Raw genomic sequence first — 19330 nt, forward strand, 5'->3', positions numbered from 1 at the left:
AGAGGGTGGTGTGCTGAGTGCCGAGCTGAAGGCTTTTTTCATGGTCGCCCGCCTGGGCAGCATCACCCAGGCGGCGAAAAAACTCGGCCTGAGCCAGCCCACGGTCACCACCCAGATTCGCAATCTGGAAAGCCAATACGGCGTCGAGCTGTTCTATCGGGGCGGGCGCCGCCTCACCGTCAGTGACGACGGCGCGCGGCTGCTGCCGATGGTCAAGGCGTTGTTGCAGCAGGAAGCGGATATCGAATTTTTCCTGCGCAACACCGGTCAAGTCCAGGGCGCATTGCGGATTGCCGCGACGGCGCCTTATTACATCCTCGATCTGGTCAAAGCCTTTCGCGAGCGCTTGCCGCAGGTGGAAGTGTCGGTAGAAATCGGCAACTCCCAGCAAGTGCTTGAAGCGCTGGATGATTACCGCGTAGACGTCGCCGCGTCCTCGCAACTGCTTGAAGACCCGCGCTTGATCCGCCGCGTGCTCGGCACTGATCCGCTGGTGCTGGCGGTGCATCGTAATCACCCGCTGGCCAAGCTCGACCATGTGCCGTTAAGTGCCCTGGCCGGGCATACGTTATTGATGCGCGAAGCCGGCTCTACCACACGGCGGCTGACCGAAGACATGCTGCAGGGCGCGGGCGTCAGCTACGGCCCGCTGCTGGAAATCGGCAGCCGCGAATCGATCCGCGAGGCGGTGCTGCGCAATATCGGCATCAGCATCATTGCCCGGCAGGAAGTTCCCCATGACCCGCAGCTGCGGGTACTGACTATCGAGAATGCGCCGCAGATTCCGGAGTATTTGTACTGCCTGAAGGAGCGCAAAGGCGCACGGTTGCCGGCGGCGTTTCTGGGGTTGGCGCAGGAAATGTCGCCGATCTGAGGTTGATAGTGGCTTTGAGGGCCTCTTCGCGAGCAAGCCCGCTCCCACATTTTGACTGCACTCTCATGTTGGAGCTCGGTCAAGTGTGGGAGCGGGCTTGCTCGCGAATGCGGCAGACCAGGCAACCCATCTCCCTGATTCCTACACAAATCCACCAATACCACTATCGCCCCATTTTGCCTTCCTGCCACATCAGGGACGCATTGCCCGCCTAGCATGGCCTTCATCAGTTTGATGAGGTGCCTAGCATGAACACAGCCCTGACCCACCCCGGCGCGCCGATGACGGTGCGCGGTATCCAGAAGCGCTTCGGCGCCTTCTCCGCGTTGGACAACGTGTCCCTGGACGTCGCCGCCGGCGAACTGGTGTGCCTGCTTGGCCCGTCCGGCTGTGGCAAGACCACCTTGCTGCGTTGCATCGCTGGCCTGGAGCGCCAGGACAGCGGCGAGCTGCGCCTGGGCAACCGCGACGTGTCCCTGCTGCCGCCGCAGGCGCGGGACTACGGCATTTTGTTTCAGTCCTACGCGCTGTTTCCCAACCTCACCGTCGAAGCGAATATCGGCTACGGCCTCACCGGCAGCGGCCGCGATGAAGTGCGCAAGCGTGTCGGGCAGATGCTCGAGCTGGTGGGGCTGGTGGGCAGTGAAAAGAAATACCCCGGCCAGCTCTCGGGCGGTCAGCAACAGCGTGTCGCCCTGGCCCGAGCCTTGGCGCCGGCGCCTTCATTGTTGCTGCTGGACGAGCCGATGTCGGCCCTCGACGCCCGCGTGCGTGAGCATTTGTGTACCGAGCTGCGTCAATTGCAGCGCCGCCTGGGCATCACCACGCTGATGGTCACCCACAACCAGGACGAGGCCATGTTGATGGCCGACCGCATTGCCGTGATGAACAACGGCAAGGTTGAGCAGTACGCCACACCGCAGGAAATCTACGACCGCCCGGCCACGCCGTTTGTGGCGGAGTTTGTCGGCCAGGGCAACTGGCTGCCCTTCAGCCGTAACAGCGCCAGCCATGCCCAGGTCGGCGGGATGAATATGCGACTGGCCGAGGATGCTGGTGTGGCCAAGTCCGGGCGCCTGTTCTGCCGCCCGGAAGCCATCAGCGTCAACCCGCCGGTGCATGAAGAGAACCTGTTCCCGGCCAAGGTTCGCGAGATCACCTTCCTCGGCAACCGCTGCCGCATGAGCTTTGAGCTGGAACAACTGCCGGGCCATCCACTGCTGGCTGAACTGGCCCCGGAAGCCATGCCGCGCCTGGGTGCGCAGGACATCTGGGTGGCCTTGCCGCCGCGCAGCCTGCAGGTGTTTGCCTGAGATGGTCACTGTCATGACGCTGCCACGACAGGTGTCCCGTGCCGAAACCGGTGACCGTATTTTCGTGGTCGGCGGCAAGCTGCTGTGGCTGTTGTTGCTGGGCGTCGCCGTGTTGCTGCCGTTGCTGGCGATCTTCTGGCGCGGTTTCAGCAGTGAAGCCGGGCAGGGCGGTGGCCTGGTCGCCGCGCGGGAACTGGTCACCAGCGACAACTTCCACTGGTTGCTGGGCAATAGCCTGAAAGTCTCCCTCAGCGTAGCGGCGATTGTCGTACCGCTGGCCTACCTGTTTGCCTACGCCCTGCAACGCACGTTGATTCCCGGCAAGGCGATCTGGCGCGGTATGTCGCTGCTGCCGTTAATGGCGCCGTCGATGTTGCCGGGCATTGCGTTGGTGTACCTGTTCGGCAACCAGGGCCTGTTGCGCGGCCTGCTCTCGGACAATATCTACGGCTTCTGGGGGATAGTGCTGGGTGAGGTGATCTACACCTTCCCACACGCGCTGATGATTCTGCTGTCGGCGCTTTCTCTGGCGGATGCGCGACTGTTTGATGCGGCGTCGAGCATGGGCGCCAGCCCGGCCCGGGCGTTTCGCAGCATTACTTGGCCGGCCACGCGTCAGGCGGTGTTCGCGGCGTTCTGCCTGGTGTTCACCCTGACCATCACCGATTTCGGTGTGCCCGTTGTCGTCGGCGGGGACTATCAGGTACTGGCGCTGGAGGCCTACAAGGCGGTTGTTGGCCAGCAACAATTTGGTCGCGGCGCCTTGATCGGCATGGTGCTGTTGTTACCGGCGCTGTTCAGCTTCGGCGTGGATGCGTGGTTGCGCCGTCGTCATGGCGACTCCATGAGTGGCCGTGCCCAAGTGTTCCAGCCTGCGCCGTCGCGGCTGCGCGACGGTTGCTACCTGGCGATCGTGTTGCTGATCTGCGCCGTGTTGCTGCTGGTGTTCGGCATGGCGGTGTATTCGTCGCTGGTCAAATTTTGGCCGTACAACCTGTCGCTGTCCCTCAGCCATTACCAGTTCGAAGACACGGCGGGCGGCGGTTGGCTGGCCTACCGCAACAGCCTGACCATGGCCCTGTGCACGGCGCTGGTCGGCAGCGTGCTGATCTTCACCGGCGCGTACCTGATGGAAAAAACCAAGGGCCAGAAAGGCCTCAACCTGGCGCTGCGCATGCTCAGCTTTGTGCCGATGGCCGTTCCCGGCTTGGTGCTGGGTCTGGGCTACGTGTTCTTTTTCAACCTCAACGGCAACCCGCTGCATGTGTTCTACGGAACCATGACCCTGCTGGTGGTGTGCACCATTGCGCACTACCTGACCACCGCGCAGATGACCGCCACCACGGCGTTGCGCCAGCTGGACAGTGAATTTGAAGCCGCCGCGCTGTCCCTCAAGGCGCCGCTGTACCGCCATTACTTGAAGGTCACGGTGCCGATCTGCCTGCCGGCGTTGCTGGACATCGTGCGCTACCTGTTCGTCTCGGCGATGACCACCGTGTCCGCCGCGATCTTCCTCTACAGCCCCGACACCATCCTCGCCGCCGTCGCCGTGTTGAACATGGACGACGCCGGCAATGTGGGCGGCGCGGCGGCCATGTCCACCCTGATTCTGTTCACCTCGGCCGGCGTTTCGCTGCTGCTGGCGTGGGCCTCACGTGGCGCGTTGCGCCGCTCCCAAGCCTGGCGCCAGACCGCGCCCGGCCAATAATCGTCCCTGTAGGAGGTGTTCCATGTTCAAGCCCCTGGCGCTGGTCGCTGCGGTACTCACTGCATTCAGCCTGAATGCCTTCGCCAAGACCGAGCTGACCGTGTACACGGCCCTCGAAGCCGAGCAGTTGAAAACCTACAAACAGGCTTTCGAAAAGGCCAACCCTGACGTCGAGATCAAGTGGGTGCGCGACTCCACCGGCATCATCACTGCCAAGCTGTTGGCCGAAAAAGATCGCCCGCAAGCCGACGTGGTCTGGGGCCTCGCCGCCTCGAGCCTGGCGATCCTCGACCAGCAAGGCATGCTCGACAACTACGCACCAAAGGACCTGGACAAGATCGGCAAGAACTACCGCGACGCCGCCAACCCGCCAGCCTGGGTTGGCATGGACGTGTGGGCCGCGACCATCTGCTTCAACACCGTCGAGGCAGAGAAACAAGGCCTGACCAAGCCGGTGAGCTGGCAAGACCTGACCAAGCCTGAATACAAGGGCAAGATCGTAATGCCGAACCCGGCCTCGTCCGGCACCGGTTTCCTTGATGTGAGCGCCTGGCTGCAAACCTTCGGCGAGAAGCAGGGCTGGCAGTACATGGACGACCTGCACCAGAACATCGGCCAGTACGTTCACTCCGGCTCCAAGCCGTGCAAGCTGGCGGCGTCGGGTGAATTCCCGATCGGCATTTCCTTCGAATACCCGGCCGTGCAGTTGAAGCGCCAGGGCGCGCCGCTGGACATCATCCTGCCGAAAGAAGGCCTGGGTTGGGACATCGAAGCGACCGCTGTGATCAAGGGCACCGCCCACGCTGACGCGGCGAAAAAGCTCGCTGACTTCTCCGCCAGCCCCGCTGCAATGGAGCTGTACAAAGACAACTTCGCCGTCCTCGCCCAGCCGGGTATTGCCAAGCCGCAGACCGAATTGCCGGCTGACTACGAGCAGCGCCTGATCAAGAACGACTTTGCCTGGGCGTCGAAGAACCGCGACAGCATCCTGACCGAGTGGCGCAAGCGCTATGACGGCAAGTCGGAGAAGGTGGCCGGTCAGTAAGGTTTTTATCAGGGTTGATGGCCTCATCGCAGGCAAGCCAGCTCCCACAAGGGAATGCATTCCAAGCATGTAAGCCAGTTTCCAAAGGGGAATGCATTCCAAATGTGGGAGCTGGCTTGCCTGCGATAGCGGCCTCGAATTCAGGACATCACGACATGACACACCACAGCGATCTGCTGATCGTAGGCGCCGGCATCCTCGGCCTCTCGCACGCTTTTGCGGCCGCCAAACGCGGCCTCAAGGTCAAGGTCTTCGAACGCAGCGCCACGCCGCTCGGCGCTTCGGTGCGCAACTTCGGCCAGGCGCTGGTCACCGGCCAACCGCCGGGGCCGATGCTCGATCTGGCCCGGGAAAGCCGCGAGATCTGGGGTCATTGGGGCCACGCCGCGGGTCTGCAACTCAAGCGCAATGGCTCGTATCTGTTTGCCCGCACCGAAGCTGAAGAACACTTGCTGGAAGCCTTCTGCGCTGGTCGCGCGCAGGAACACGGCTACAACGTCGAACTGCTGCAAGGCGCGGCCATGAAGGATCTGTATGGCGGCCAGTTCCGTCATCACCGTGCGGCGCTGCATGGCAAGGACGATCAGCAGCTGTATTCGCGCGAGGCGATCCCGGCGTTGATCAACTACCTGGCGCAAACATTGAACGTGGAGTTTTACTTCTCCACGCTGGTGCGCGACGTCGAACCGGGCCAATTGCACAGCACGGCCGGCAGCTTTCGCGGCGAGCAGATCATCGTCTGCTCCGGCCACGACTACCAAACCTTGCTGGCGGGCGCGATGGCCGAGCTCAACCCGAGCATCTGCCGCCTGCAAATGTTGCGTGCGCGGCCAGCGGTGAATCTGAACCTGCAACACGCGTTGCTCACGGGCCTCAGTTGCGTGCATTACGGCGCCTTCGCCGACCTGCCGGAAGCCGCGCCGGTGCAGGCGCAGATCCTGCGCGAAGCGCCGCACCTGCACGAACACGGCATTCATTTGCTGATCAGCCCCACGCCCCATGGCGAACTGATCATCGGCGATTCCCACGACTACGGCAGCGATGCCTCGCCCTTCAATGCCGAGCAGGTTGATGACTGGATGATCGAACTGGCCGAGCAGACCTTGGGCTGCAAAATTCAAGTAGTGGAACGCTGGCAGGGCATTTACGGCTCGCGCGGGCCGGGGTCGTTTTCGTTCCTGCGCGCTGCGCCCGGCGTGAGTGCGGCGTTGATGCACACCGGCGTCGGCATGAGCGTGGGGCCGGCGATGGCCGAGCGAAATATCACAACACTGTGGGGAGAGGCGCGATGAACCCGGAACAGGCAGTCGCCGACGTCTTCGGCTTGTATGAACAGCACGGCAAGGCCGACTACATTGGCGAGCCGGTGTCGCAGATCGAGCACATGTCCCAGGCCGCGCAGTTGGCAATGGCTGAAGGCTTTGATGATGAAGTGGTGTTGGCAGCGTTTTTCCACGACATCGGGCACATCTGCGGCCAGGGCGGCGAGAACATGGGCGGTTATGGCGTGGTCAGCCACGAGCGGCTGGGCGCCGATTACCTGCGCCGCGCAGGCTTCAGCGAGCGCATGGCCAAGCTGGTGGAATATCACGTGCAAGCCAAACGCTATCTGACCTTCAGCCAACCCGACTACTACGCGCGCCTGAGCGAAGCCAGCCGCCGTACCTTGGGTTATCAGGGCGGCGTGATGAGTGCCGAGGAGGCCCGCGCGTTTGAACAGGACCCGCTGTGCGCCGTGAGTTTGCGCATGCGCCACTGGGACGAGCAGGCCAAGGAAATGCACGTGCCGGTGCTGGATTTGCAAATGCTCAAGGCCAAGGCTGCACGGCTACTGGCGGCGTAGACAGGCCTTACGCGAAACGCAGACGCGCCGCCTAGAGCCAAGATTGCGGCGCGACTAAGGTGCTTGCTTCTTCAATCAAAGGAGCAACACGGATGCGCTATTTGAAAGCGACCGCCCAAGGCAGGAGTTGCCATGGGCGCGCAGATACGGTGACTCTGCAGTTTTTTCAGCATCACGCCGACTGCCCGGATGAAATGATTCATGCGTTCATCAGTGAGGACACGACAGCGGACGGAGAGGTTGATTTTCTGCGGCCGGGAGACCTGGATCCCGATGCCCACCTTGAAGCCCCGGATCTGGATAAGCGCCAGCTTGGGGCTTTCGCCAACAGCTTCCTTAAACTCAACTGGTTTAACTCAGCGGTGCATTCGCAGCGTTCATTGGTCCTCTATGTCGATCATTTCGGAAAAACCGGGCGACCGAACGCGGTCAAACTCGACTTTTTTGAAAGCAGTGCGCCGGGGGGCAAAGCGTCACTGATTTACAAGGCCGCCGCCTACGACGGTGACCGCGATGGCGTATTGGAGTCGTTCACCAACAGCGATGTCGACCGCAACGGGGTGGCCAACTCGACTGATAAGGAATTGATTCGTTCGCTCTGTACGGCCTTTCTGGCCCTGGCGTGGTATGAGCAATAACGGCGTTATGTGTCGTCCAGGCGGGCAGCCAGGGCTTCGACCTGTTCCTGACGTTCGGCTTGACTCAGCTTGGCGTGAGGATTGAGAGACGACCACTGCGGATGGGCGCGGGCTTTGTGCAGCGCGTCCGGCAATTTGCCTTCGCGCCAGGTTTTGTCCTGAGGCGTGTCGACCTTGATGCTGTGCAGCGCCGCGTGGCCACGCAGGTTCAAGGCCTTGAGCAGTTGGCGCTGGCGCAGTGCGAGCAGGCGCAGCACGCTGTCGTCCACCGTCAGCTCGCGCTGGCCCTTGATCTTGCCCAGCAGGCGGCTGCCGTAACTGCGGGCGGTTTGCAGTGCGCCGCCGGCGATTGCACCAGCGATGGCAGCCGCGCCCAAGGTCAGGCCTCCGACCAGCAGGTCCACACCGGCCCCGGCGGCCGCACCTGCGGCGATCCCGCCACCGACGCGCACGCCAAGTTGTTTGAGGGTTTCGGGGTTGAACAGGTCATCGCCCCAGCGCCCGTCGAGCAACGGCAAGTCGCTGGCGGCGGCGTCCTGTGGGCGGAAGCCGAAGAGTTTGAGCAACGCCTCCACGCATTTCTGCTCGCGCTGGCGTACGGCTTTGCGCAGGTCGCCGATGGCTTGTTGCTCGTCTTCGGTGACCACGCTGCGGCGACAGGCGGCGCAGTCGAGCAGCAGTTCGGCGATCAACCGCGCGGCGCTTTGCTGGCGGGCCTGGCGCTGGGCTTCCTGATCGAGGATCAACCGTTCCAACTGCGGGCGCGCGTTTTCCAGCAGCAGGGCGAGGCTTTCATATAGGCGCCGTTCGCCGTCTTCCGGCGGGGCGACGCTGTCGAAGCGCACCAGCGCGTGCAGGCCGAGGCGTGCCAGGGCTTCACGCCAGTCCGGTTCGCGGTGGTCGTTGCTGCTGACGAAATTGAGCACTGGCAGCAACGGCTTGCCGCAACTGGCGAGGACTTGCAGTTCGTCGCGGTACTTGGCCAGTACCGGCTCGCGGGCGTCGATGACATACAGGCCGGCATCGGAGGCCAGCAGTTGGCGCAGGACTTTGGCTTCTTGCTCGAAACGCTGACGCGCTTCGCTGCCTTCCAGAAAACGTGCGAGCCGTGCGGGGCCGTCGAGGCGTTCGCCGGGGCGATCCAGACGCTCAAGGTAGTCGAGCAGGGCGATGGCATCTTCCAGGCCGGGCGTGTCGTACAGCTCCAGCAAGGCTTCGCCGTCCACCGATAACCGCGCGCCTTCCACGTGCCGCGTGGTGCTGGGGCGATGGGAAACTTCGCCGAAGCCCACGTCGCGGGTGAGCGTGCGCAACAGCGAGGTTTTGCCGACGTTGGTGTGGCCGACCACGGCGAGTTTCAGCGGTTTAGTCATGACCGGTCTCCAGCCAGTTCAGCGGCGCGCAGTCGGCGAACGGCAGCTCCAGCTGTTGCAGTGCAGTGTGCCAGTCGCCCAGGCGTTCGGCATCGAGCGCCTGGCCGGGCGGCGCTTGCAGCAGCCACACGCGGGTGGCGGTGGCGCTGCGCGCCAGCTCGGCGATCAGCGCCAGGCTGCCACGGTCCGGCGAGCGGCGTGGGTCGCAGGCGATGGCCAGGCGTGCGGGTGGAAAGCGCGTGAGTTGTTCCAGCAGTTTGTTGCGCGATTCGCGGCTGTCGAGGACGCCGGCGTTTTTGACGCTGGCCGGCAGTTTGGGCGGCCATGGGTGCTGGTCGTCCAGTTCGATGGCGACCAGCAGGGCGCCGTCACTTTCCAGTTCGCTGACGCCGCCGGTCACGGGGTGCAGCTGTTCGGGCGCGGCATCGTTGACGCCAAGGCGCTCGCTGCTTGGCATCAAACGCTCGCGCAGTTGACTGTAGCCGGGCAAGTTCAGGTCCAGATGCAGCGCCGCGCGCCCGCGTTTCCAGCGCCACAGGCACAGCAGGGCGAGGATCAACCGTGGCAGCAGGCCGTAGACCAGCAGCACGCCCACCAGCCAGGCGGCCCAGGCCTGGCGGGCGCTTTCGATATTCAGGGCGGAATCGCCGCTGGCGCGGATCATGTCGACCGTCGGCACATTGAAGCCCAGCAAGGCGGGCAGCGTGCCCAGCGCCTGAGTCACAGCGACGAACGTGTCGGCGCCGAGGATGGTGGTTTCCCACACAAAACCGTAGCGGCGGGTGGCGAGCAGCGTAAGCAAAATCACCATGGCGCTGAGCAAGGCCAGCAGCCACAGGCTGTTGACCAGCACGCCGACGGCCCAGCGGTTGAGTTTCTGACGCTGCAACAACAGCAACAGCGCGGGCGCCAACTGCGCGGCCTTGGCGTCACGGGCGAACTTTTCGCTGAGCCACAGCCACAGTCGCCCGAGGCTGGCGCTGTGTTCCCCGGCAAACAGTAGGCCCAGCGCCCAACTGATCAGCAGGATCAGGTTCAAGCCCAGCAGGCTGCCCAGCGCCCAGAACACGTTGACTGGCGCCAGGCCGTTGCCCAAGGCGGCAAACGCCAGCCCGGCGCCGCTGATGACGGCGACTATCGCCAGCAACACCAGTGCCAGGCGCGCGCCTTGCAGCCAGCGGGTGAGGGCGGCGCTCAGGCCGTCGCGCTCGGCCAGGTGCAGGGCGCGGTGCTGGATGCGCGTCGGCAAGTCGCCACCGGCCGTGCGGGCCAGGCGGTTGGCTTCCAGGTCTTCCAAGTTGCCAGCGTGCTCTTCACGCAGGCGCACGGTTTCGGTCAGCCAAAGCTTTTGCAGCGGGTTCAGTGCAGTCACGCGCCATCCTGTTGAGCAAGTGAGGTCTGAGCATAACCGCTGACTCGCGGCTCTGGTATTCTCGTCGCCATGAAAAAAACTCTCCCTTTAAGCCTGATCGCAGCCCTCGGTGAAAACCGTGTGATCGGCGTCGACAACAGCATGCCCTGGCATTTGCCGGGGGATTTCAAATATTTCAAGGCCACCACGCTCGGCAAGCCGATCATCATGGGGCGCAAGACCTGGGACTCCCTGGGCCGACCGTTGCCGGGGCGCTTGAACCTGGTGGTTAGCCGTCAGACCGGTTTGGCGCTTGAAGGTGCTGAAGTTTTTCCGTCGCTGGAGGCTGCCGTTGAGCGCGCCGAAGAGTGGGCGCTGGCGCAAGGCGTGGATGAACTGATGCTGATCGGCGGCGCGCAGTTGTATGCGCAGGGGCTGGAACAGGCGGATCGCCTGTATTTGACGCGGGTGGCGTTGAGCCCGGAAGGGGATGCGTGGTTTCCGGAGTTTGATTTGGGCCAGTGGAAGCTGGTGTCGAACCTGGAGAATGCGGCGGAAGGCGACAAGCCAGCGTACAACTTTGAGGTTTGGGAAAAGGCCTAAGAGCATCGCAGGCAAGCCAGCTCCCACACTTGAATGTATTCACACATCAAAATGTGGGAGCGGGCTTGCCCGCGATAGCGGTCTATCAGGCCTGCGCCAACTCGGCATGCTCATCGGCATTCAACAGCTCTTTGTCTGTCTGCCCCATCACCTGGCTGGTAATCGCCCCCGCCGTCATCGAACCATTCACGTTCAACGCCGTACGGCCCATGTCGATCAGCGGCTCCACGGAAATCAGCAGTGCCACCAGTGACACCGGCAAGCCCATGGCCGGCAGCACGATCAGCGCGGCGAACGTTGCGCCGCCGCCCACGCCGGCCACACCCGCCGAACTCAAGGTCACAATCGCCACCAGCGTCGCGATCCACAGCGGGTCCAGCGGGTTGATGCCCACCGTCGGCGCAACCATCACCGCCAACATCGCCGGGTAGAGACCGGCGCAACCGTTCTGGCCAATCGTCGCGCCAAACGAGGCGGCGAAACCGGCGATGGATTGCGGGATGCCCAGGCGGCGGGTCTGCGCCTCTATGCTCAGCGGGATCGCCGCCGCGCTGGAGCGGCTGGTGAAGGCAAAGGTCAGCACCGGCCACACTTTGCGGAAAAAACGCAGCGGGTTGATCCCGGCCAGTGACAGCAGCAGGCCATGCACCACAAACATCAGGCCCAGCGCCAGGTACGACACCACCACAAAACTGCCGAGCTTGATGATGTCTTGCAGGTTGGAGCCGGCGACTACCTTGGTCATCAGCGCCAAAACGCCGTAAGGGGTCAGCTTCATCACCAGGCGCACCAGGCACATCACCCAGGCTTGCAGGGTGTCGATGGCGTTGAGCACTTTCTGGCCTTTTTCCACGTCGTCCTTGAGCAGTTGCAGCGCGGCAACCCCGAGGAAGGCGGCGAAAATCACCACGCTGATGATCGACGTTGGCTTGGCACGCGCCAGGTCGGCAAACGGGTTGGCCGGCACGAACGACAACAGCAATTGCGGGATATTCAGGTCGGCGACCTTGCCCGCGTAATCACTCTGGATCACTTGCAGGCGCGCCATTTCCTGGGTGCCGGCGACCAGGCCTTCGGCAGTCAGGCCGAACAGGTTGGTCAGGCCGATGCCGATCAACGCCGCAATCGCGGTGGTGAACAGCAGCGTACCGATGGTCAGGAAGCTGATCTTGCCCAGGGACGAAGCGTTGTGCAGACGCGCCACGGCGCTGAGGATCGAGGCGAACACCAGCGGGATCACGATCATTTGCAGCAGTTGCACATAGCCGTTGCCCACCAGATCAAACCAGCCGATGGAGGCCTTGAGCACCGGGTTGCCGTCGCCGTAGATCGTGTGCAGCACGGTGCCGAACACCACGCCGAGGACGAGAGCGAACAGGACCTTCTTGGCGAGGCTCCAGTTTGTGCGGCGGGTTTGTGCCAGGCCCAGCAACAGGGCCACGAATACCAGTACGTTGAGAATCAGAGGCAGATTCATTGAAGCTCCGTTGAGAGTGCAGCCAACCGCGTGAGCCTGCGATTGCGAACCGGAAAGCCTAACAGCTTGAAATATATTGATTTAATACCGATATGGAATGGTGACTGTCGTTTTTGGAATAAGCCGTTGACGCTCACGCGCATGGCGTTGGCGCAATCACGACGCAGGCGGTCGCGCTCGGGTGATAACTGTCATACGGATTTGTTAGCGTCGATGTCTTTCACTCAGGGAGAAATCGCTTATGAAGCTCGCGCCGAAATTGCTTGCCGCCGCCTTCTGCCTTGGCCTCGTCAGCCAAGCCTTTGCCGCCACCGAGTTGAAGCACTGGCCGGCGCCTGCCGCCAAGCAACTGAACGAAATGATCGCCGCCAATGCCAACAAGGGTAACTTCGCGGTCTTCGACATGGACAACACCAGCTACCGCTACGACCTTGAAGAGTCCTTGCTGCCCTACCTGGAAAACAAGGGCCTGATCACCCGCGACACCATGGACCCTTCGCTCAAGCTGATCCCGTTCAAAGACACGGCCGACCACAAGGAAAGCCTGTTCAGCTATTACTACCGCCTTTGCGAAGTCGACGACATGGTTTGCTACCCATGGGTGGCGCAGATTTTTTCCGGCTTCACCCTCAAGGAACTCAAGGGTTACGTGGATGAGCTGATGGCGTCCGGCAAGCCGGTGCCCGTGACCTATTACGAAGGCGACGTGGTGAAAACCTCTGAGGTGCAGCCACCGAAAGTCTTCACCGGCCAGGCCGAGCTGTACAACAAGCTGATGGAAAACGGTATCGAGGTGTACGTGATGACCGCCGCATCCGAGGAACTGGTGCGCATGGTCGCGGCGGATCCGAAGTACGGTTACAACGTCAAACCCGAGAATGTCATCGGCGTAAGCACGCTGCTCAAGGATCGCAAGACCGGCGAGTTGACCACCGCGCGTAAACAGATCGCGGCCGGCAAATATGACGAGAAGGCCAACCTCGGCCTGGAACTGACCCCTTACCTGTGGACCCCGGCGACCTGGATGGCCGGCAAACACGCGGCGATCCTGACCTACATCGACGAATGGAAAAAACCGGTGATCGTGGGTGGTGACACCCCAAGCAGCGACGGCTACATGCTGTTCCACGATGTGGACGTGGCCAAGGGCGGCATTCACTTGTGGGTCAACCGCAAAGACAAATACATGACCCAGCTGAACGGCATGATGGCCAAGCATGCTGCGGCGCAGGCCAAGGAAGGGTTGCCGGTGACGGCGGACAAGAACTGGGTGATCGTCAAGCCTGACGAGATTCAGTAAAGAGTTTTAAGTCGCACCGCAGCTCCCACAGTTGATCTTCAGTGTCTTGGGGATTTTCTCCAGGCATAAAAAAGCCCCGCACTTGGCGGGGCATTTTTATGGGCGAGGCTTACAGGCCGTCGAGCATCGCCTTGTTACGCACAGCGCCCTTGTCGGCACTGGTGGCCAGCAGGGCGTAGGCTTTCAGCGCGGTGGTGACTTTGCGTGGACGCTTCTCCACCGGTTTCCAGCCTTTCTTGTCCTGCTCGACCCGGCGTGCCGCCAGTTCTTCGTCGCTGATCAACAGGTTGATCGAGCGGTTCGGAATGTCGATCAGTACCTTGTCGCCATCCTGCACCAGGCCAATCGCGCCGCCGGCAGCGGCTTCTGGCGAAGCGTGGCCAATGGATAGGCCCGAGGTACCGCCGGAGAAACGGCCATCAGTCAGCAAGGCGCAGGCTTTGCCCAGGCCTTTGGACTTCAGGTAGGACGTGGGGTAGAGCATCTCCTGCATACCCGGGCCGCCTTTCGGGCCTTCGTAGCGGATGATCACGATGTCGCCTTCTTTCACTTCGTCGGCGAGGATGCCGCGTACGGCGCTGTCCTGGCTTTCGAAGATCTTGGCGTTGCCTTCGAACACATGGATGGACTCATCCACGCCAGCAGTTTTCACCACGCAGCCGTCGAGGGCGATGTTGCCGTACAGCACGGCCAGGCCGCCTTCTTGGGAGTAGGCGTGTTCGACGCTGCGGATGCAGCCGTTTTCACGGTCGTCATCCAGTGTTGGATAGCGGGTCGACTGGCTGAACGCGGTTTGCGTCGGAATGCCCGCCGGGCCGGCCTTGAAGAAAGTGTGCACGGCTTCGTCGTCAGTCTGGGTGATGTCCCACTTGGCGATGCCTTCGGCGACGGTCTTGCTGTGCACGGTCGGCAGGTCGGTGTGCAACAGGCCGCCACGGGCCAAAGAACCCAGGATCGAGAAGATCCCGCCGGCGCGGTGCACGTCTTCCATGTGGTACTTCTGGATGTTCGGCGCAACTTTGCACAGTTGCGGCACGTGACGGGACAGGCGGTCGATGTCGCGCAGGTCGAAGTCGATCTCGGCTTCTTGCGCTGCGGCCAGCAAGTGCAGGATGGTGTTGGTGGAACCGCCCATGGCGATGTCCAGGGTCATGGCGTTTTCGAACGCCTTGAAGTTGGCGATGTTGCGCGGCAGCACCGACTCATCGTTGTCGTGGTAGTAGCGTTTGCACAGCTCGACGATGGCGCGGCCGGCCTGCAGGAACAGCTGCTCGCGGTCGCTGTGGGTGGCCAGGGTGGAACCGTTGCCCGGCAAGGCCAGGCCCAGGGCTTCGACCAGGCAGTTCATCGAGTTGGCGGTGAACATGCCGGAGCACGAACCGCAGGTCGGGCAGGCGCTGCGCTCGTATTCCGCAACCTTCTCGTCAGAAGCGCTGGAATCGGCGGCGATGACCATGGCGTCGACCAGGTCGAGGCCGTGGGAGGCGAGCTTGGTCTTGCCGGCTTCCATCGGGCCGCCGGAGACGAAGATCACCGGGACGTTCAGGCGCAGGGCGGCCATCAGCATGCCGGGGGTGATCTTGTCGCAGTTGGAAATGCACACGATGGCGTCGGCGCAGTGGGCGTTGACCATGTACTCCACGGAGTCGGCGATGATCTCGCGGCTCGGCAGGGAATACAGCATGCCGTCATGGCCCATGGCGATGCCGTCATCCACGGCAATGGTGTTGAATTCTTTGGCGACGCCGCCGGCGCGTTCGATCTCGCGGGCGACCAACTGGCCCAGGTCCTTGAGGTGGACGTGGCCCGGTACGAACTGGGTGAACGAGTTGGCAATCGCGATGATCGGCTTTTTGAAGTCGTCATCTTTCATCCCCGTGGCACGCCACAGTGCGCGCGCGCCGGCCATGTTGCGGCCGTGGGTGGATGTTTTCGAGCGGTAATCTGGCATGGAGCACTCCGGGCGGCTAATCAGGTACTAAAGGTGAGTGAGCTTCTATTGACGTCTGGAACACTCAGAAATGGCCGTGTGTCCGGAAGTTGCCACTCGCGTCGCGGGATCGCCGCTTGCTTGGGCCTCGAGCTCATAAACCCGCCGGGGGATGACTGGCGATGAATAGGCCGATTCTACACCGCTGGCGGCGGGAGGGAATGGCCGAAACCGTGAAGATAACGGCTACGGGACGTGCGGGTGGTGCCGCGCCCATGCGTTCAGTGCCAGGGCGGCAATGCTCAGGATCAGAAAGCACAGACCCAGCGCACTGCTCAGGTGGTGGGTAAAGGTGCTGATAAAGGCACTGATAAGCCCACCGGCAATGAATAACACCGCTGCAACGGCTGATGCCGCCGTACCTGCATTGTCTGGAAACAAGCTCATGGCCTTGGAGTTGGAAATGGGCCGGGTGATGGTGGTGCCTGCGGTGCAGAGCAACATGGGCACCAGCACGGTCGGGATTGATAAGCCGAACTGATAGGCCAGGAACAACATGACCACGCCCGAGGTTGCGATCAGCACCAGCCCGATGGCCATCTGGGTCGCAGCCGGTAGCCGTTTGTGCAGGAAGCCGGCACAGATCCCGCCCAATACGTAAGCAGCGCCGTAGAGAAGCAAGGTCAAGGAGTATTCATTGGGAGACAGCTGCAACTGGTCCATGAAAATCAGCGGTGACACCACGATGAACGAGAAGTGGCAGGCGAAGGTTATCGCGGAGATCGTGGCATAGCTGACGAAGTGGCGGTTGGCGAACACCTTGGCATAGGCCTTGATCATGCTCTGGTGGCTCGGTGCTGCTTGAGGCAAGCCGCCGTGGAGCAGCCGATGCGCCATGATCAAGGTTGCGGCACAAAGCGCGATAAACACATAGAAGCTGGCTTGCCATCCCCAGTGCAGTTGTAGCCACGCGCCCAGCAGCGGGGAAATTGAAATGAAAATCCCCCCGGCCGTGACCATTGCGATCCGCAACCGCTCCTGTTCTCTGCCGAAGAACAGGTCCTGCACCAACGCTTGGGACAATATGAAACCGCCGCAGCCCATGGCCTGGACAACACGGAAGAACAGGAATTGCGGCGTGTTGCTGGCCGCCAGGCACCCGGCCGCGCCAATGATTGCAACGAACATGCTCGCCAGTAGCAGCTTCTTGCGGCCGATCCGGTCGGACAGCGGGCCGATCAACAGCATGGAGCAGGAAAAGCCAATAGCGAACAGGCTGACTGAGCGGGCGATCTGGGTGGTCGAGGTGGAGAAGTGTTCCGCCAGGGCGGGAAAGGAAGGCAGCACGACGTCAAGCGGAAAGACGCCCAGCAGCGTCATGGTCATCAGCCAGAAAACAATGAAGGGTTTTTCAGCGTGCGTGATTGCCGTCGACATGAGCGAGCCTCTATTCCGTGAGGCGGTCGAGGATCAAGTTTATGTAAGGGAAAGTCAAAGACTGGAGAGGTACGAAGCTTCTTAAAAGCCTGTAGGAGCCCTAAAGCGCCTACAGGCCAACGGCATCAGCTATTGGGCAACAACCGGCACGTAATGCTCTTGATGTAACGCGTCTCGGCAATCGCTGGGTGCACCGGGTGGTCCGGGCCCTGGCCGCCGCGTTCGAGCATCTGGATATTGCGGTCCAGGTGGCGGGCACTGGTCAGCAGGATGTTTTGCAGGTCGTCTTCCGGCAAGTGCATGGAGCACGAGGCGCTGACGAGGATGCCGTCTTTGCTGAGCAGGCGCATGGCTTGCTCGTTCAGGCGGCGGTAGGCGCCTTCGCCGTTTTTCATGTCTTTTTTGCGTTTGATGAAGGCCGGTGGGTCGGCGACGATCACGTCGAAACGTTCTTCGCTGGCTTTCAGTTCTTTCAGGGCTTCGAAGACGTCGCCTTCGATGCAGGTCATCTTCTCGGCAACGCCGTTCAGCGCCGCGTTGCGCTCCACGCCGTCAAGGGCGAAGGCGGAGGCGTCGACGCAGAACACTTCACTGGCGCCGAAGGCCGCTGCTTGCACGCCCCAGCCGCCGATGTAGCTGTACAGGTCGAGCACGCGTTTGCCTTTGGCATACGGGGCCAGGCGGGCGCGGTTCATGCGGTGGTCGTAGAACCAGCCGGTCTTCTGGCCCTGGATCACCGGGGCTTCGAATTTCACGCCGTTTTCTTCCAGCGCGACCCACTCCGGCACCAGGCCGAACACGGTTTCGACGTAGCGGTTGAGGCCTTCGGCGTCACGCGCGGCGGAGTCGTTCTTGAACAGAATGCCGCTCGGCTTGAGCACTTGGGTCAGTGCAGCAATCACGTCTTCTTTGTGCGCTTCCATGGTCGCCGAGGCGATCTGCACCACGAGGATGTCGCCGAAACGGTCGACCACCAGGCCTGGAAGCAGGTCGGAGTCGCCGTAGACCAGGCGGTAGAACGGCTTGTCGAACAGGCGATCGCGCAGGGACAGGGCCACATTGATGCGGTGCACCAGCAGCGACTTGTCCAGCGGCAATTTGATGTCGCGCGACAGCAGGCGGGCGCAGATCAGGTTGTTCGGGCTCATGGCCACGATGCCCAGGGTCTTGCCGCCGGCCGCTTCCAGAATGGCTTGGTCGCCTGCCTGAAAGCCGTGAAGTGGGGTGGCGGCCACGTCGATTTCGTTGCTGTAGACCCACAGGTGGCCGTTGCGCAAACGACGATCGGCGTTGGCTTTGAGACGCAGGCTTGGCAGGGACATGACGTCGCTCCGGAAAAAAGAGCGGGAGTATACCTTTTTGTATAGGTCTCTGTGACGCCGCCGGACATGTGGGAGCGGGCTTGCTCGCGAAGGTGGTGGATCAGTCAATATATCTGGTGCCTGACACAGCGCCTTCGCGAGCAAGCCCGCTCCCACATTTGATCCAGTTTCAGTTCCGTTTTTTGAGGTGTCAGTCCGCTTCCCATAGCGGTTAGAATCGCCGCCTAGCCCAGAGTGTGTACTTATGTCCCAAGAGCTTTCTCCCGAACAGATCCAGCAGGCCCTGCAAGGCATCAGCGTGCCGCCCCAACCGCAAATCATGGTGGATTTGCAGATGGAGCAATACATGCCCGACCCGGACCTGGAAGTGATCGCGCGGTTGATCGCCCAAGACCCGGGCCTGTCGGGTGCCTTGCTGAAGATCGTCAACTCGTCGTATTTCGGCCTGAGCAACAAGATTGCCTCGATCCAGCGCGCAGTGAACCTGCTGGGCAGCCGTTCGATCATCAACCTGATCAACGCGCTGTCGATCAAGGGCGAGATGAGCGATGACACCATTGTCACCCTCAACCGTTTCTGGGACACCGCCCAGGACGTGGCCATGACGTGCCTGACCCTGGCCAAGCGTACCGGTTCGCAAGCCGTGGACGAGGCCTATGCCCTGGGCCTGTTCCACGATTGCGGCGTGCCGCTGATGCTCAAGCGGTTCCCCAATTACATGGCCGTGCTGGAACAGGCCTACGCCAACGCCGGCCCGGATTGCCGCGTGGTCGACACTGAGAACAATGCGTTCAACACCAATCATGCCGTGGTCGGCTACTACACCGCCAAATCCTGGCGCCTGCCGGAGCACGTGACCGACGCCATCGCCAACCACCACAATGCCCTGGCGATATTCAGCGATGAGTCGTCGCGCAACCCGCAGCTTAAAAACCTGCTGGCGATCCTGAAGATGGCCGAGCATATCTGCTCCTCGTACCGCGTGCTGGGCAACCAGTCGGTGGACCATGAGTGGAATGCCATCGGCCATCTGGTGCTGGATTACGTGGGCCTGTCGGACTACGACTTTGAAAGCATGAAGCTGTCGATCCGCGAGCTGGGCGCCCACTAAACCTG

The 19330-nt window shown here is 62.1% G+C and carries 16 protein-coding genes; 10 read left to right on the plus strand and 6 right to left on the minus strand.

Translation table 11 applies throughout. The features are described from left to right. The first annotated feature begins 10 nt into the window (after positions 1–10). The 7 genes from AB4P94_RS08135 to AB4P94_RS08165 all read left to right on the plus strand — a co-directional run bounded on the left by AB4P94_RS08135 (position 11) and on the right by AB4P94_RS08165 (position 7421). Positions 11–874, plus strand: a complete 864-nt coding sequence (locus AB4P94_RS08135; protein ID WP_395610124.1) for a LysR family transcriptional regulator — start codon at positions 11–13, stop codon at positions 872–874. A gap of 248 nt (positions 875–1122) precedes the next feature. Continuing rightward, on the plus strand, positions 1123–2187 hold the full coding sequence (locus AB4P94_RS08140; protein ID WP_395610125.1) for a putative 2-aminoethylphosphonate ABC transporter ATP-binding protein: 1065 nt from the start codon (positions 1123–1125) through the stop codon (positions 2185–2187). Between the two features lies 1 nt (position 2188). After that, on the plus strand, positions 2189–3895 hold the full coding sequence (locus AB4P94_RS08145; RefSeq protein WP_395610126.1) for a putative 2-aminoethylphosphonate ABC transporter permease subunit: 1707 nt from the start codon (positions 2189–2191) through the stop codon (positions 3893–3895). A 22-nt stretch (positions 3896–3917) separates the two neighbouring features. Next, on the plus strand, positions 3918–4940 hold the full coding sequence (locus AB4P94_RS08150) for a putative 2-aminoethylphosphonate ABC transporter substrate-binding protein (RefSeq protein ID WP_395610127.1): 1023 nt from the start codon (positions 3918–3920) through the stop codon (positions 4938–4940). Between the two features lie 155 nt (positions 4941–5095). Next, on the plus strand, positions 5096–6232 hold the full coding sequence (locus tag AB4P94_RS08155; protein WP_395610128.1) for a TIGR03364 family FAD-dependent oxidoreductase: 1137 nt from the start codon (positions 5096–5098) through the stop codon (positions 6230–6232). Further along, a complete protein-coding gene (locus AB4P94_RS08160) occupies positions 6229–6783 on the plus strand; it encodes a phosphonate degradation HD-domain oxygenase (protein WP_395610129.1) in 555 nt (184 codons plus the stop codon). Before AB4P94_RS08155 ends, AB4P94_RS08160 begins: the two co-directional genes overlap by 4 nt. Positions 6784–6875: 92 nt before the next feature. After that, positions 6876–7421 (plus strand): hypothetical protein, encoded by a 546-nt coding sequence (locus tag AB4P94_RS08165; protein ID WP_395610130.1) that lies wholly within the window; start codon positions 6876–6878, stop codon positions 7419–7421. A 5-nt stretch (positions 7422–7426) separates the two neighbouring features. Here the strand turns inward: AB4P94_RS08165 and AB4P94_RS08170 are convergent, their stop codons facing one another. Together AB4P94_RS08170 and AB4P94_RS08175 are read right to left on the minus strand one after the other, a co-directional pair. Further along, on the minus strand, positions 7427–8794 hold the full coding sequence (locus AB4P94_RS08170; RefSeq protein WP_395610131.1) for a DUF3482 domain-containing protein: 1368 nt from the start codon (positions 8792–8794) through the stop codon (positions 7427–7429). Continuing rightward, entirely contained in the window at positions 8787–10166 is a 1380-nt protein-coding gene (locus AB4P94_RS08175; RefSeq protein ID WP_395610132.1) for a DUF2868 domain-containing protein, read from the minus strand. The genes AB4P94_RS08170 and AB4P94_RS08175 overlap by 8 nt, the downstream gene beginning before the upstream one ends. 69 nt (positions 10167–10235) lie before the next feature. On the opposite strand from AB4P94_RS08175, the gene AB4P94_RS08180 reads away from it, so the two are divergent. After that, entirely contained in the window at positions 10236–10748 is a 513-nt protein-coding gene (locus tag AB4P94_RS08180) for a dihydrofolate reductase (protein ID WP_395610133.1), read from the plus strand. A gap of 85 nt (positions 10749–10833) precedes the next feature. On the opposite strand, the gene AB4P94_RS08185 is transcribed toward AB4P94_RS08180, so the two are convergent. Further along, the gene (locus tag AB4P94_RS08185) at positions 10834–12225 is read right to left on the minus strand and encodes an L-cystine transporter (RefSeq protein ID WP_395610134.1); all 1392 of its coding nucleotides are present in this window, start codon (positions 12223–12225) and stop codon (positions 10834–10836) included. Positions 12226–12466: 241 nt separating this feature from the next. Here AB4P94_RS08185 and AB4P94_RS08190 point away from each other — a divergent pair, with 241 nt between their 5' ends. After that, positions 12467–13525, plus strand: a complete 1059-nt coding sequence (locus AB4P94_RS08190) for a haloacid dehalogenase-like hydrolase (RefSeq protein ID WP_395610135.1) — start codon at positions 12467–12469, stop codon at positions 13523–13525. Positions 13526–13634: 109 nt separating this feature from the next. On the opposite strand, the gene ilvD is transcribed toward AB4P94_RS08190, so the two are convergent. The 3 genes from ilvD to AB4P94_RS08205 all read right to left on the minus strand — a co-directional run bounded on the left by ilvD (position 13635) and on the right by AB4P94_RS08205 (position 18214). Further along, positions 13635–15476, minus strand: coding sequence for a dihydroxy-acid dehydratase (gene ilvD, locus AB4P94_RS08195; protein WP_395610136.1), 1842 nt, complete (start codon positions 15474–15476; stop codon positions 13635–13637). A 225-nt stretch (positions 15477–15701) separates the two neighbouring features. Then, positions 15702–16892, minus strand: a complete 1191-nt coding sequence (locus AB4P94_RS08200; RefSeq protein WP_395610137.1) for an MFS transporter — start codon at positions 16890–16892, stop codon at positions 15702–15704. Between the two features lie 125 nt (positions 16893–17017). Continuing rightward, positions 17018–18214: a class I SAM-dependent rRNA methyltransferase gene (locus AB4P94_RS08205; RefSeq protein ID WP_003213799.1), complete on the minus strand. Its 1197-nt coding sequence runs from the start codon at positions 18212–18214 to the stop codon at positions 17018–17020. Positions 18215–18512: 298 nt separating this feature from the next. On the opposite strand from AB4P94_RS08205, the gene AB4P94_RS08210 reads away from it, so the two are divergent. Continuing rightward, on the plus strand, positions 18513–19325 hold the full coding sequence (locus AB4P94_RS08210; RefSeq protein ID WP_395611310.1) for an HDOD domain-containing protein: 813 nt from the start codon (positions 18513–18515) through the stop codon (positions 19323–19325). The last annotated feature ends 5 nt before the right edge of the window (positions 19326–19330 follow it).

Origin of the sequence: Pseudomonas sp. B22129, from assembly GCF_044218875.1 — a bacterium.
Taxonomy (GTDB): Bacteria; Pseudomonadota; Gammaproteobacteria; order Pseudomonadales; family Pseudomonadaceae; genus Aquipseudomonas.

Bases quoted from the DNA above. Each gene is read 5' to 3' on its own strand.
- AB4P94_RS08140 (WP_395610125.1), top strand. From the start codon at position 1,123: ATGAACACAGCCCTGACCCACCCCGGCGCGCCGATGACGGTGCGCGGT.
- AB4P94_RS08145 (WP_395610126.1), top strand. From the start codon at position 2,189: ATGGTCACTGTCATGACGCTGCCACGACAGGTGTCCCGTGCCGAAACC.
- AB4P94_RS08150 (WP_395610127.1), top strand. From the start codon at position 3,918: ATGTTCAAGCCCCTGGCGCTGGTCGCTGCGGTACTCACTGCATTCAGC.
- AB4P94_RS08155 (WP_395610128.1), top strand. From the start codon at position 5,096: ATGACACACCACAGCGATCTGCTGATCGTAGGCGCCGGCATCCTCGGC.
- AB4P94_RS08160 (WP_395610129.1), top strand. From the start codon at position 6,229: ATGAACCCGGAACAGGCAGTCGCCGACGTCTTCGGCTTGTATGAACAG.
- AB4P94_RS08165 (WP_395610130.1), top strand. From the start codon at position 6,876: ATGCGCTATTTGAAAGCGACCGCCCAAGGCAGGAGTTGCCATGGGCGC.
- AB4P94_RS08170 (WP_395610131.1), bottom strand. From the start codon at position 8,794: ATGACTAAACCGCTGAAACTCGCCGTGGTCGGCCACACCAACGTCGGC.
- AB4P94_RS08180 (WP_395610133.1), top strand. From the start codon at position 10,236: ATGAAAAAAACTCTCCCTTTAAGCCTGATCGCAGCCCTCGGTGAAAAC.
- AB4P94_RS08185 (WP_395610134.1), bottom strand. From the start codon at position 12,225: ATGAATCTGCCTCTGATTCTCAACGTACTGGTATTCGTGGCCCTGTTG.
- AB4P94_RS08190 (WP_395610135.1), top strand. From the start codon at position 12,467: ATGAAGCTCGCGCCGAAATTGCTTGCCGCCGCCTTCTGCCTTGGCCTC.
- ilvD (WP_395610136.1), bottom strand. From the start codon at position 15,476: ATGCCAGATTACCGCTCGAAAACATCCACCCACGGCCGCAACATGGCC.
- AB4P94_RS08200 (WP_395610137.1), bottom strand. From the start codon at position 16,892: ATGTCGACGGCAATCACGCACGCTGAAAAACCCTTCATTGTTTTCTGG.
- AB4P94_RS08205 (WP_003213799.1), bottom strand. From the start codon at position 18,214: ATGTCCCTGCCAAGCCTGCGTCTCAAAGCCAACGCCGATCGTCGTTTG.